The 13,398-nt window shown below is 72.4% G+C and carries 11 protein-coding genes and 1 pseudogene; 6 read left to right on the forward strand and 6 right to left on the reverse strand.

Translation table 11 applies throughout. The features are described from left to right. Window positions 1-2: 2 nt before the first annotated feature. From AB0I82_RS32665 to AB0I82_RS32675, 3 genes are read right to left on the reverse strand one after another with little or no spacing between them, the layout of a single operon-like run. Window positions 3-938, reverse strand: a complete 936-nt coding sequence (locus AB0I82_RS32665) for a hydroxymethylglutaryl-CoA lyase (protein WP_363261072.1) — start codon at window positions 936-938, stop codon at window positions 3-5. Next, on the reverse strand, window positions 935-2,875 hold the full coding sequence (locus tag AB0I82_RS32670; protein ID WP_363261073.1) for an acetyl-CoA carboxylase biotin carboxylase subunit: 1,941 nt from the start codon (window positions 2,873-2,875) through the stop codon (window positions 935-937). The genes AB0I82_RS32665 and AB0I82_RS32670 overlap by 4 nt, the downstream gene beginning before the upstream one ends. Before the next feature lie 11 nt (window positions 2,876-2,886). Further along, window positions 2,887-4,503, reverse strand: a complete 1,617-nt coding sequence (locus AB0I82_RS32675; protein WP_363261074.1) for a carboxyl transferase domain-containing protein — start codon at window positions 4,501-4,503, stop codon at window positions 2,887-2,889. Window positions 4,504-4,588: 85 nt separating this feature from the next. On the opposite strand from AB0I82_RS32675, the gene AB0I82_RS32680 reads away from it, so the two are divergent. From AB0I82_RS32680 to AB0I82_RS32695, 4 genes and pseudogenes are all read left to right on the forward strand, one after another. Next, window positions 4,589-5,194: a TetR/AcrR family transcriptional regulator gene (locus tag AB0I82_RS32680; RefSeq protein ID WP_363261075.1), complete on the forward strand. Its 606-nt coding sequence runs from the start codon at window positions 4,589-4,591 to the stop codon at window positions 5,192-5,194. Window positions 5,195-5,312: 118 nt separating this feature from the next. After that, the gene (locus AB0I82_RS32685; RefSeq protein WP_363261077.1) at window positions 5,313-6,470 is read left to right on the forward strand and encodes an acyl-CoA dehydrogenase family protein; all 1,158 of its coding nucleotides are present in this window, start codon (window positions 5,313-5,315) and stop codon (window positions 6,468-6,470) included. Window positions 6,471-6,479: 9 nt separating this feature from the next. Beyond that, window positions 6,480-7,367, forward strand: a complete 888-nt coding sequence (locus AB0I82_RS32690; RefSeq protein ID WP_363261078.1) for an acyl-CoA thioesterase II — start codon at window positions 6,480-6,482, stop codon at window positions 7,365-7,367. Window positions 7,368-7,502: 135 nt separating this feature from the next. Next, window positions 7,503-7,737, forward strand: a pseudogene (locus tag AB0I82_RS32695) (hypothetical protein); the annotation flags it as partial. On the opposite strand, the gene AB0I82_RS32700 reads toward AB0I82_RS32695, so the two are convergent. Next, complete coding sequence (locus AB0I82_RS32700) at window positions 7,646-8,443, reverse strand: phosphatase (RefSeq protein WP_363261079.1); 798 nt, start codon at window positions 8,441-8,443, stop codon at window positions 7,646-7,648. The pseudogene AB0I82_RS32695 and the gene AB0I82_RS32700 sit on opposite strands and share 92 nt — an antisense overlap. 192 nt (window positions 8,444-8,635) lie before the next feature. On the opposite strand from AB0I82_RS32700, the gene speB reads away from it, so the two are divergent. Then, the gene (gene speB, locus AB0I82_RS32705) at window positions 8,636-9,616 is read left to right on the forward strand and encodes an agmatinase (RefSeq protein ID WP_363261080.1); all 981 of its coding nucleotides are present in this window, start codon (window positions 8,636-8,638) and stop codon (window positions 9,614-9,616) included. 72 nt (window positions 9,617-9,688) lie between these two features. On the opposite strand, the gene AB0I82_RS32710 is transcribed toward speB, so the two are convergent. Then, complete coding sequence (locus AB0I82_RS32710; RefSeq protein WP_363261081.1) at window positions 9,689-9,889, reverse strand: hypothetical protein; 201 nt, start codon at window positions 9,887-9,889, stop codon at window positions 9,689-9,691. Between the two features lie 287 nt (window positions 9,890-10,176). Continuing rightward, complete coding sequence (locus AB0I82_RS32715; protein ID WP_363261082.1) at window positions 10,177-11,745, reverse strand: PucR family transcriptional regulator; 1,569 nt, start codon at window positions 11,743-11,745, stop codon at window positions 10,177-10,179. Between the two features lie 126 nt (window positions 11,746-11,871). On the opposite strand from AB0I82_RS32715, the gene AB0I82_RS32720 reads away from it, so the two are divergent. After that, entirely contained in the window at window positions 11,872-13,338 is a 1,467-nt protein-coding gene (locus AB0I82_RS32720; RefSeq protein WP_363261083.1) for a sodium:solute symporter, read from the forward strand. Window positions 13,339-13,398: the final 60 nt, after the last annotated feature.

Raw genomic sequence — 13,398 nt, forward strand, 5'->3', positions numbered from 1 at the left:
GGTCACTCCTTGTGGGAGAGGGCTCGTACGGTGCGGGACGGGCTCGGTCGGCCCAGCTGCTCGGCCATCCACGCGCTTGTGGCGGTGAGGCGGCCGAGGTCGACCCCGGTCTCGATACCGAGGCCGTGCAGCATCCAGAGGAGGTCCTCGGTGGCGAGGTTGCCGGTGGCGCTCTTGGCATACGGGCAGCCGCCCAGCCCGCCCGCCGACGCGTCGACGGTGGTGACACCGTGCTGCAGCGCGGCCAGGGTGTTGGCCAGCGCCTGGCCGTAGGTGTCGTGGAAGTGGACGCCGAGCACGTCGGTGCCGACGCCCGCTTCGTTCAGCGCCGTGAGCAGGGTGGTGACATGGCCGGGCGTGGCGACGCCGATCGTGTCGCCCAGGCTCAGCTCGTCGCAGCCCTGGTCCAGCAGCGCGCGGCAGACCCGTACGACCTGGGGGATGGGCACCGGGCCCTCCCAGGGGTCGCCGAAGCACATGGAGAGGTAGCCGCGGACGTGCGCGCCCGCGTCCTTGGCGCGGGCGACGACCGGCGCGAACATCGCCAGTGCGGCGTCGACCGTGCGGTTGAGGTTGGCCTGGGCGAAGGACTCGGTGGCGCTGCCGAAGACCGCGATCCGGTCGGCGCCCAGGGCCAGCGCCCGGTCCAGGCCGCGCTCGTTCGGTACGAGGACCGGGAGCCGGGCACCGAGATCGCTCACCAGCGGGAACAGCCGCTCCGCGTCCGCCAGTTGGGGTACCCACTTGGGGTGTACGAAGCTGGTCGCCTCGATGGTGTCGAGCCCCGCGTCCGCGAGGCGGCGGATGAACTCCGCCTTGACCTCGGTCGGGATCACGGTCTGCTCGTTCTGCAGCCCGTCCCGCGCGCCGACCTCGTGGATGCGGACCCGCGCCGGCAGGCCGGGGGCCGGTACGGACATGGGCAGTCCCGGTGTCATCGCTGGTCGTCCTCCGGCTCGTCGGGGGTGATCACGGCCAGCACCTGGTCCATGGCGACCGTGCTGCCCGGTGTCACGTCGAGTTCGGCGACGGTGCCCGCGTGCGGCGCGGAGATGACGTGCTCCATCTTCATCGCCTCGACCACCAGCAGGCCCTGGCCCGCGGTGACGTGGTCGCCGACCGCGGCCTTGACGACCGTGACCGTGCCGGGCATGGGGGCGGTGAGGGAGTCGGCGCCGTGTGCACCGGCCGCGCCCCGCAGGGTCTCCTCGACCGGGTCGTGAGCGCGTACGTGCCAGGCGTCGCCGTCCCGGCCGAGCCAGTCCCCGGCGCGTACGAAGGTGTGCCGTACGCCGTCGACGGTGACGGCCACCCGGTCGGCGGTGACCTGGCCGCTGCCGGACACTTGTACGGGGTCGTGGCCGGGCACGCGCAGCCAGAAGGCGGGTGGGGTCGGCTCGCCGCCCAGCCGCCAGCCGTCCGGGACGGAGAACGGATCGGTCCAGTCCCCGCCCGACGGCTCCAGCGCGGCCCGGCGCACCGCGGCGGCGGCCGCGTACACCTCCTCGGGCACCTCCTGGCTCACCAGCCCGTCCGCCTCGCGCTCCACCAGGCCCGTGTCCAGCTCGCCCGCGACGACCGCCGGGTGGGCCAGCAGCCGGCGCAGGAAGCCGGTGTTCGTGGGCACGCCGAGGATCACCGTTTCCGCGAGCGCGGCCCGCAGCTTGCGGAGCGCGGTGGCCCGGTCGGGCCCGTACGCGATGACCTTCGACAGCATCGGGTCGTAGAGCGAGCCGACCTCGGTGCCTTCGGAGAGGCCGGAGTCGGTCCGTGTGCCGTCGCCCTGCGGCTCGTGCAGCGCCAGGACCGTGCCGCCGGACGGCAGGAAGCCGCGGGAGGGGTCTTCCGCACAGATGCGGGCCTCGACCGCGTGCCCGGTGAGGGTGATGTCGTCCTGTACGTACGGGAGTTCCTCGCCCGCGGCGACCCGCAGCTGCCACTCGACCAGGTCGATGCCCGTCACGAGCTCGGTGACCGGGTGCTCGACCTGGAGGCGGGTGTTCATCTCCATGAAGTAGTACGAGGCGGGGTCGTCGCCGGGGACGATGAACTCGACCGTGCCCGCGCCCACGTATCCGCACGAGCGGGCCGCTTCCACGGCGGCGGCACCCATGGCCGCGCGCGTCGCCTCGTCCAGCAGGACGCTCGGCGCCTCCTCGATGATCTTCTGGTGGCGGCGCTGGAGGGAGCACTCGCGCTCCCCGAGGTGGACGACGTTGCCGTGGCCGTCGGCGAGCACCTGGATCTCGATGTGCCGCGGACGGTCGACCCAGCGCTCGACCAGGAGTGTGTCGTCGCCGAAGGAGCCGCGGGCCTCGCGCCGCGCCGCCGCGATCTCGTCCGCGAGCAGCGCCTCGTCCCGTACGAGCCGCATGCCCTTGCCGCCGCCGCCCGCCGACGGCTTCAGCAGCACCGGCATGCCGATCTGCCGTGCCGCTGCGGCCAGTTCGGCGTCGCTCAGGCCGCTGCCCGACGAGCCCGGCACGACCGGCACACCCGCGGCCCGCACCGTCTCCTTCGCCCGGATCTTGTCGCCCATCAGGTCGATGGCCTCGGCGGAGGGTCCGATGAAGACCAGGCCCGCGTCCGTCACCGCGCGCGCGAAGGCGGCGTTCTCGGCGAGGAAGCCGTAGCCGGGGTGGATCGCCTCCGCGCCGCTGCGCCGGGCGGCGTCCAGCAGCGCGTCGATCCGCAGATAGCTGTCGGCGGCGGCCGGCGGGCCGATACGGACGGCCGTGTCGGCCTCCCGTACGTGCTGGGCGTCGGCGTCCGCGTCGCTGAAGACGGCGACCGAGCGGATGCCCAGGGAGCGGAGGGTGCGGAGGACGCGGACGGCGATCTCGCCGCGGTTGGCGACCAGAACAGTACTGAACATGGTGGAGGTCCTCACATCCGGAAGACGCCGAAGGCGGGGTCGGTCAGCGGGGCGTTGGCGCAGGCGGTGAGGGCCAGACCCAGCACCTGCCGGGTCTCCATCGGGTCGATCACGCCGTCGTCCCAGAGCCGCGCCGTCGCGTAGTAGGCGTTGCCCTGCGTCTCGTACTGCTCGCGAATGGGGGCCTTGAAGGCGTCCTCCTCCTCGGCGGACCATTCCTCGCCGCGCGCTTCGAGCTGGTCGCGCTTGACGGTCGCCAGGACCGACGCCGCCTGCTCGCCGCCCATGACGGAGATCTTGGCGTTCGGCCACATCCACAGGAAGCGGGGGCTGTACGCCCGGCCGCACATGGAGTAGTTGCCCGCGCCGTACGAACCGCCGATCACGACGGTCAGCTTCGGCACGCGTGTGCAGGCCACCGCCGTGACCATCTTGGCGCCGTGCTTGGCGATGCCGCCCGCTTCGTAGTCCCGGCCGACCATGAAGCCGGAGATGTTCTGCAGGAAGACCAGCGGGATGCCGCGCTGGTCGCACAGCTCGATGAAGTGCGCGCCCTTCTGCGCCGACTCGGAGAAGAGGATGCCGTTGTTGGCGACGATGCCGATCGGGTGGCCGTGCAGGTGCGCGAAGCCGGTGACCAGCGTCTGGCCGTACTCCGCCTTGAACTCCGCGAAGCGCGAGCCGTCGACGATCCGGGCGATGACCTCGCGGACGTCGTAGGGGGTGCGGGAGTCGGTGGGGACCATGCCGTACAGCCCGGCCGGGTCCGCCTTGGGCTCCTCCACCGTCCGTACGGTCCAGGGGAGCGGCGCGCGCTCGCCGAGCGTGGAGACGATGGTGCGGACGATCCGCAGGGCGTGTGCGTCGTCCTCGGCGAGGTGGTCGGTGACGCCGGACGTACGGGAGTGCACCTCGCCGCCGCCCAGCTCCTCGGCCGTGACGACCTCGCCGGTCGCCGCCTTCACCAGCGGGGGGCCGCCGAGGAAGATCGTGCCCTGGTTGCGGACGATCACGGCCTCGTCGCTCATGGCCGGTACGTAGGCACCGCCCGCCGTGCAGGACCCGAGGACGGCCGCGATCTGCGGAATCCCGGCGCCGGACATCCGGGCCTGGTTGTAGAAGATCCGCCCGAAGTGCTCCCGGTCGGGGAAGACCTCGTCCTGCATGGGGAGGAAGGCGCCGCCCGAGTCCACCAGGTAGACGCAGGGGAGGCGGTTCTCCAGGGCGACCTCCTGGGCGCGGAGGTGCTTCTTGACCGTCATCGGGTAGTACGTGCCGCCCTTGACCGTGGCGTCATTGGCGACGATCACCACCTCGCGGCCCGAGACCCGGCCGATGCCCGCGATCACGCCGGCGGCCGGGGCCGCCCCGTCGTACATCCCGTCCGCCGCCAGCGGGGCCAGCTCCAGGAAGGGCGAGCCGGGGTCCAGCAGGGTGTCCACCCGGTCCCGGGGCAGCAGCTTGCCGCGCGCGGTGTGCCGCGCCCTGGCCTTCTCGCCGCCGCCCAGCCGGGCCGCCGCGAGCTTCTCGCGCAGCTGCCCGACGAGCTCGCGGTGCGCGGCCTCGTTGGCCCGCCAGGAGTCTGCCGCGGGGTCTGCGGCGCTCCCCAGTACGGGTGCCTGCTCCATCGTCGTACCCGCCCCTTGTTAGTGGTCGTTAACACGATTGCCTCCAGGTTAACGACCACTAACCCGCCTGTCTACAATTGGAGCCATGAGCAGCACCAAGGCCCCCGCCACCGTCAGCCGCCGCGAGCAGATCCTCAAAGAGGCCGCGCGGCTCTTCGCCGAGCGCGGCTTCCACGGCGTCGGGGTGGACGAGATCGGAGCCGCGGTCGGGATCTCCGGTCCCGGCCTGTACCGCCACTTCGCCGGCAAGGACGCGATGCTCGCCGAGCTGCTGGTCGGCATCAGTGAGCGGCTGCTGGACGGCGGGCGGCTGCGGGTCGCCGACGGCGGTGAGAGCGCCGAGGAGGTGCTGCACGCGCTCATCGAGGGGCACATCGACTTCGCGCTGGACGACCGCCCGCTGATCACCGTCCACGACCGGGAGCTGGACCGGCTGCGCGAGGCGGACCGCAAGCGGGTGCGCCAGCTGCAGCGCCAGTACGTCGAGCTGTGGGTCGAGGTCGTCCGCGAGGTCTACCCGGCCTGCACGGAGGCCGAGACGCGCGCCGCCGTGCACGCCGTCTTCGGCCTGCTGAACTCCACGCCGCACCTGAGCCCGCGCGCCAGCCTGCCGCCCCGCTCGGCCACGGAAGCGCTGCTCAAGCGGCTGGCGCTGGGTGCCTTCGCGGCGGCCGCGGACCGGGGCGTCTGAGCCTCCGGGGGCGTACGCGTTCATTGAACCCTGGACAGGAAAGGTAACCGCCCGGTAGCTTCTGCTGAGCAAGCGCTTAGCCAGCGTTGTTGTTCATGTTGCTCCAGGGAGGCACAGGGTGAAGCGGACGGTATTCAACGAGGACCACGAGGCGTTCCGGGACACCATCCGCGCCTTCATCGAGGGCGAGGTCGTCCCGGTGTACGACGAGTGGTTCGCCGCGGGCCAGGTGCCCCGCGAGTTCTACTCCAAGCTCGCCGACCTGGGCCTCTTCGGCATCAACGTCCCCGAGGAGTTCGGCGGCGCGGGCCTGGAGTCGCACAAGTTCGAGGCGATCCAGTACGAGGAGACCGCCCGCGCCGGCGTCACCTTCGGCGGCTCCGGCGTGCACGTGCTGCTCGCCCTGCCGTACATCAAGATGCTCGCCACCGACGAGCAGAAGAAGCGCTACCTGCCGAAGTTCGTCTCCGCCGAGGAGATGTGGGCGCTGGCGATGACCGAGCCGGGCACCGGCTCCGACCTCGCGGGCATGAAGACCACCGCCAAGCTCTCCGAGGACGGCACGCACTACGTCCTCAACGGCGCCAAGACCTTCATCACCGGCGGCGTGCACGCCGACCGCGTCATCGTCTGCGCCCGTACGTCCGCCCCGAAGGAGGACGACCGCCGCTTCGGCATCTCCCTCTTCGCCGTCGACACCAAGTCCGAGGGCTACTCCGTCGGCCGCAAGCTGGACAAGCTGGGCCTGCGCACCTCCGACACCGCCGAGCTGGCCTTCGTCGATGTGAAGGTGCCGGCCGAGGACCTGCTCGGCGAGGAGAACAAGGGCTTCTCCTACCTCGGCAAGAACCTGCCGTCCGAGCGCTGGGGCATCGCCTACGGCGCGTACGCGCAGGCCAAGGCCGCGGTCCGGTTCGCGCAGCAGTACGTGCAGGAGCGCACCGTCTTCGGCAAGACCGTCGCGTCCTTCCAGAACACCAAGTTCGAGCTGGCCGCCTGCCAGGCCGAGGTGGACGCCGCCGAGGCCGTCGCCGACCGCGCTCTGGAGGCCCTGGACGCGGGCGAGCTGACCGCGGCCGAGGCCGCCTCCGCCAAGCTGTTCTGCACCGAGGTCGCGCACCGCGTCATCGACAAGTGCCTCCAGCTGCACGGCGGCTACGGCTACATGAACGAGTACCCGATCGCCCGCCTGTACGCCGACAACCGCGTCAACCGCATCTACGGCGGCACCAACGAGGTCATGAAGTCGATCATCGCGAAGTCGATGGGCCTCTAGGCCGGCCGGGTGAACGACGCACTGCAGTCCCTCCTCGATCTGCTCACCCTGGAGCAGATCGAGGAGGACATCTACCGCGGGCAGAGCCGTGCGGCGGTCGTGCCCCGGGTCTTCGGCGGCCAGGTCGCCGCGCAGGCCCTGGTCGCGGCCGGGCGCACGGTCCCGCCCGACCGGCCGCCGCACTCCCTGCACGCGTACTTCCTGCGGCCCGGGGACCCCGGCGCACCGATCGTCTACACCGTCGACCGCATCCGCGACGGCCGGTCCTTCACCACCCGCCGGGTCGTCGCCGTCCAGCACGGCCAGCAGATCTTCCACCTCACCGCGTCCTTCCACGCGCACGAGGAGGGCCTGGAGCACCAGGAGCCGATGCCCCGGGTGCCGGATCCGCTGACCCTGCCGACCGCCGCCGAGACGCTGCCCCGGTACGCCGACCGGTTCGTGGCCGAGGGCGTGGCCGAGCGGCTGCTGGAGGCCCGGGCCGCGGTCGACCTGCGGTACGTGGACGCGCCGCCGTTCGCCACCGCCGGCGAGGTGCGCGAGCCCCGCTCGCAGGTCTGGTTCCGTACCCAGGGCAAGCTCGACGGCGACACCGGCATCCCCCGGCCGCTGCTCGACATCTGCCTGGTCACCTACGTCTCCGACATGACGCTGCTGGACTCCGTGCTGCTCGCCCACGGGCGCGGCGGCTGGGCGGTCGGCGACGTGGTCGGCGCGAGCCTGGACCACGCGATGTGGTTCCACCGGCCGGTACGGGCCGACGAGTGGCTGCTGTACGACCAGGAGTCGCCGACCGCGCAGGGCGGCCGGGGCCTGGGCAAGGGCCGGATCTTCACGGCCGAGGGGCAGCTCGCGGTCTCGGTGATCCAGGAGGGCGTGATCCGCGTACCCCGGTGATGAATCGGGCGTACTGCCGCTTCATGGGCAGTGCGGCGGGAGCTGGGGACACGGCGGAGGACGCTGGGCGAGAGCACCGCGACCGTCCTCGTCGCCGCCATCCTGATCGGGCTGCTGCTGGTGTACGTGGCGTGGGTGGCCACCGCCGCGGAGATCGAGTGGGCCTGTGAGGAGGCCGAACGCGACCTCCGCGCTCGCTTCCCGGCGGTCCGCCGGGGTGTTCCTGGATCCGACGCCGGGGCGCGGGGAACCGGCCCCTTGCGGCGGCTGTCGCGGGGTCAGTCGGTCAGGCCCGCCGCGTTCAGCAGGTATGCCGTCAGCGGGTCGTAGTAGCGCGGGCTGCGGACGTGGTCGTCGAGCGGGACCGTGACCTGGACGGTGCCCTCCGCCTCGGCCAGGAAGAGCGCCGGGTCGTTGGAGTCCGCGTAGCCGACGGCGTCGATGCCGCGCTGCCCCGCGCAGCCCGCCCAGCCGTGGTCCGCGACGACCAGGTCCGGCAGTGCCTCGCCCGCCGCCTCCAGGCCGTCCAGGATCGCCGCCATCGGGGCCGGCGAGTGCGTGTGCCACAGGGTCGCGCCCCGCTCCACCATCGCGACCTGGCCGAACTGGAAGACCACGCCGTCGTCGGCGGTCAGCCCGTCCGGGACGACCACGATGTCGCAGCCCGCAGCGCGCAGCGCGGCGGCCGTGGCGATGTGCACGTCCAGCAGCCCGCCCGGGTGACCGGTCGCGAGGAGCACCCGCCGCCGGCCGGCGGCCGCCTTGCGCAGCACCGCCGCCATCCGCTCCAGCGCGTCCACCGTCAGCTCGGGGTCGATGGTGTCCTGGCCGTGCCGGTGGTCCGGGTCGTCGATGACGCCGCAGCGCTCGGCCATCACGGCGAGCACGTCCTGCTCGTCCCTCCAGCGGTCGCCCAGCTCCAGGCCGAACCAGTAGTGGCGGTCGCCGTTGGCGAGCTTGCGGTAGTGGTCGAGGTTGTTCTCGCGGGGCGTGGCGACGTCACCGGCGATGCGGGTGCGTACGAGGTGCTCGACCAGTTCGGCGCGGCTGGGGGCGGGGGCGGAGGTTATCGGCATGAGGCCATTGTGCCGGTGCGGATCAGGGCGGGGCGGGGGAGTTCGCCGCGTGGACATCTCGCGCGGCCCCGGACGCTGCGTGAGCGTTTCCACCGATACGGCCGCCGACTGGACGCCGTGTCGAATGAGACCCCACGTACCTCACAGAAATGTCCATGGGGCGAACGCCGCGCCGACTCTACGCTCAGCGCCATGACCACCGCATCTGCCGCATCCCCCGAGCCCGTCGGCCCCGTCGACTCCTCCCGCATTCCGCGCTACGCAGGCCCGGCGACCTTCGCCCGGCTGCCGCGCATCGACGAGGTCGGCGGCCGCGCCGATGTGGCCGTCGTGGGCGTCCCGTTCGACACCGGTGTCTCCTACCGCCCCGGCGCCCGCTTCGGCGGCAACGCCATCCGCGAGGCGTCCCGCCTGCTGCGCCCGTACAACCCGGCGCAGGACGCTTCCCCCTTCGCGCTGGCCCAGGTCGCCGACGCGGGCGACATCGCCGCCAACCCGTTCAACATCAACGAGGCGGTCGAGACGGTCGAGGCCGCGGCGGACGACCTGCTCGGCACCGGCGCCCGCATGATGACCCTCGGCGGCGACCACACCATCGCGCTGCCGCTGCTCCGCTCGGTCGCCAAGAAGCACGGCCCGGTGGCGCTGCTGCACTTCGACGCGCACCTGGACACCTGGGACACGTACTTCGGCGCGGAGTACACCCACGGCACGCCGTTCCGCCGCGCGGTCGAGGAGGGCATCCTCGACACCTCGGCGCTCTCGCACGTCGGCACGCGTGGCCCGCTGTACGGCAAGAAGGACCTCACCGACGACGAGAAGATGGGCTTCGGCATCGTCACCTCGGCGGACGTCATGCGCCGCGGCGTGGACGAGGTCGCCGACCAGCTGCGCCAGCGCATCGGTGACCGCCCGCTGTACATCTCCATCGACATCGACGTGCTGGACCCGGCGCACGCGCCCGGCACCGGCACCCCCGAGGCCGGCGGCCTGACCTCGCGCGAGCTGCTGGAGATCCTGCGCGGCCTGGCCTCCTGCAACCTGGTCTCCGCCGACCTGGTCGAGGTGTCCCCGGCCTACGACCACGCGGAGATGACCTCGGTCGCCGCCTCGCACACCGCGTACGAGCTGACCACGATCATGTCCCGGCAGATCGCGGCCGCGCGCGGCTGACGCCCGGCACGCACAACACCAGGGCCCCGGAATCGAGAGGTTCCGGGGCCCTGGTGTTTTTCAGGCTTGTGCTCAGACGCCGGTGGCGGCGGCCAGGCCGGAGACCTTGGCGATGCCGTCGGTGGCGAGGCCCTCGACGGCCTGCACGGCGGTGCCGTCGACGGTCACACCGGCGCTGTAGCCGGCGACGCTGCCGCCGAGGCTGGCGACACCAGCGGCGATGTTGTCCAGCTCGCTGTCGGCGATCTCGGCGGTCTCGATGAAGTCACGCATGACTTTTTCTTCCCTTCAAAGCACGGGGACGCGGAAGAGTAGGGGGTGACGCTGGGAATAGTGCCGGGGTGGCGGCGGTAAGGCAAGTCGCCCCCGAAGGCCTGTGCAATACGTCGGAAATGGCCTACCGCATGCGCTGTGAAGTGCCGTTTTGGATGCCGAATCCGACGATGTCGGACGTGGGCCGGTGGAATTCATGAAGGGTTCGGCAAAGGGAGTCGAGGACCGATGAAAAGGACATGTCGGTAAAGGTTTCCGAGGATCCGGGAATCCGGTGATCCGGGAATTCAGGAAAGCGCGCCGAGCGCGAACCACAGCTCCATCCGGATATCCGGGTCGTCCGGGTCGGTGTCGAGCAGGGCGGCGGCACGGGCGATGCGCTGCCGGACCGTGTTGCGGTGGATGCCGAGCGCCGTCGCCGTGCGGTCCCAACTGCCGTGCAGCGAGAGCCAGGTGCGCAGCGTCTCGCGGAGCGCCGGGGCGCCGTCGAGCGGCGCCAGTACGGCCGCCGCGTGCGCGCGGGCCTCGGCCGGCGGGACCAGCGCGGCGACACCGCCGGTGCCGCCGACGCCGGGGGAGCGGTGGTGGACGAGCGGGGTACGGGCGGCCACCGCGCGGCGCAGCGCGGCCGCGGCGTGCGCGTCCCCGGCGGGCAGCGCGGACACCGGTACGGGCTCGCTCACGCCGAGGGTCCAGCCCGGCTGCGGCGCGACGTCCTGTTCGGCGGGTACGAGGGCGCGTACGGCGTCGTCGCCCGGCGCGACCAGGGAAGTGCCCAGCCCGGCGGCGAGGACGGCGGCCGGGGCGTCACCGCCACGCCGGGGCCGGGCGTGCACGACTCTCCACTCCGCGTGCTTCAGCAGCGGCGCCACGTCGGCGGGGCCGTCCCCCAGCAGCAGCCGGACCAGCGCGGCGGAGTGCCCGCCGTCGGCCGCCTCCGCGTACGGGCCGGTGAGCAGCGACAGCAGTACCGCGGCGACGCCGACGACGGCGCGGGCCACCGGGTCGGGCGGCGGGGCGGCGACGAGGAGCGCGCGCGTACGGTCCGGGGCGCGGCCGCCTAGCGCGTAGGCGGCGAGGTGCGTACCGGGTGCTTCGGCGGGGGTGTCGCTCGCGCCTGCCGCCACTGGGGTGTCACCTGCGGCCGCCGGGCCGTCCGGGACCGCTGCCACCACTGTGTCGCTCGCTGCCGTCGGCCCGCCCGGGACCGTCACGCGCCGCGCGAGCCGGGTCGCCGCCGTTCGGGCGGGAGCGGGCGGTCGTGGTCCCGCGGCGGCCAGTTCGCCGTCGCCGCCCGGGCCCGACACCGCGGCCCAGCCGTCCACTTGGCGGGCGAGCGTGCGCAGTACGGCCGGTACCGGGTCGGGCCCGGCGGCCGCCGTGGCCAGGGCGCGCTGGCCGTCGCCGATGCGGGTCAGCTCGCGGTGCCGGGCCTCGGTCATGGCCTGCCACACCGCGCTCTCCACCGCCGTGAACGGGGTCCCCGCCGGCACCTCCAGCAGCCGCAGCCCGTACCGGTCGCAGGCCGCGACCAGCGCCCGCGGCACCGCGGCGTGCACGGGCGCGATGCCGAAGCCGAGCGCCACCGCACCCGCCGCGACCGTGCGCTCCGCGTACCCGTCGAGGTAGGCCCCCGCCCCCGCGGCCTCGTCGAGGTGCATCCCGGCCGTCAGCAGCAGCTCACCGCCCAGCAGATACGGCTCCGGGTCGGCCATCTCCGAGGTGTGCACCCAGTGGATGTCGGCGTCGGCGCGCGGCCCGGCCAGCTGCCGCAGCCCCAGGTCGGCACGGGCGAGCAGCGCGGACAGCGGGACGCCCGGAGTGGGCGGCGGCGAGTGCGGCGACGCGTCAGCCATGTGCGGATCCTCCATTTCCGAGCGGCACGGTGGAGGAAACGTACACTTCAGCGCCGCCACGCCGTTCCCTATGGTCAACCCACGAAATCCCGCCCCTCCCGCCCCGCCCTGCCGAAGGGATGGCCCATGGCTGTCGACTACGCGGTGATCGTCCTCTATCTGGCCGGCATGCTCGCCATGGGCTGGTGGGGCATGCGCCGCGCCCGCTCGAAAAGCGAATTCCTGGTCGCCGGGCGGCGCCTGGGCCCGTTCATGTACTCCGGGACCATGGCCGCGATCGTCCTCGGCGGCGCCTCCACGATCGGCGGCGTCGGCCTCGGCTACCAGTACGGCCTCTCCGGCGCCTGGATGGTCTTCACCATCGGCCTCGGCCTGCTCGCGCTGAGCCTCTTCTTCTCCGCCCGGATCGCCCGGCTGAAGGTCTACACCGTCTCCGAGATGCTCGACCTGCGCTACGGCGGCTCGGCCGGTGTCATCTCCGGCGTCGTGATGTGGGCGTACACCCTGATGCTCGCGGTCACGTCCACGATCGCGTACGCCACGATCTTCGATGTCCTCTTCGGCCTGGACCGCACGGTGTCGATCATCCTCGGCGGGGCCATCGTCGTCGCGTACTCCACGCTCGGCGGCATGTGGTCGATCACGCTGACCGACATGGTGCAGTTCGTGGTCAAGACGATCGGCGTACTGCTCCTCCTGCTGCCCATCGCCGTCGTCAAGGCGGGCGGCTTCGGCGAACTGCGGGCCGAACTCCCGGACTCCTACTTCACCCCGCTCGGCATCGGCGCCCAGACCGTCTTCACCTACGTCCTCATCTACTCCTTCGGCATGCTGATCGGCCAGGACATCTGGCAGCGGGTGTTCACGGCGCGCAGCGACCGCGTCGCGCGGCTGGGCGGCACCGCGGCCGGCACGTACTGCCTGGTGTACGCGCTGGCCGGAGCGGTGATCGGTACGGCGGCCAAGGTGCTCTACCCCCATCTCGGCAGCCCCGACGACGCGTTCGCCACGATCGTCAAGGACGCCCTGCCGATGGGCGCACGCGGACTGGTACTGGCGGCAGCGCTCTCCGCGGTGATGTCCACGTCCTCGGGAGCGCTGATCGCCTGCGCGACGGTGGCCAACAACGACATCTGGTCGCGGCTCCGGGGCGCGGTGGGCGGCGCCCCGGCCGCCGGGGAACGCGACGAGGTACGCGGCAACCGCGCGTTCATCCTCGTCATGGGCGTCGCCGTCATCTGCATCGCCATCGCCATCGACGACGTCGTCCAGGCCCTGACCGTCGCCTACAACCTCCTCGTCGGCGGCCTCCTGGTACCGATCCTCGGCGGCCTGCTCTGGAAGCGCGGCACGGGCACCGGCGCGCTGGCCGCCGTCGCGACGGGCGGTGCAACGGTGATCGCCCTGATGACCTGGCGCGGCGTCCTCGCCAACGAGCCCATTTACTACGGGCTGCTGGTGTCACTGGTCGCGTACGTGACGGCGAGCCTCCTCACGAAGCCGACGGACCCGGCGGTACTGGCGGAGTGGCGTTCTCGCTTGACCACGCCTACTCAGCCGCAGTCCGGCAATTCCAGCCCGTCCGGCGTTTGAGGCCGGAGCGGCCAATTCCAGCCCGTCCGGCGTTTGAGGACGAGCGGCCGCCAGGCCGCG

Origin of the sequence: Streptomyces sp. NPDC050315, from assembly GCF_040655775.1 — a bacterium.
Classification (GTDB): Bacteria; Actinomycetota; Actinomycetes; order Streptomycetales; family Streptomycetaceae; genus Streptomyces.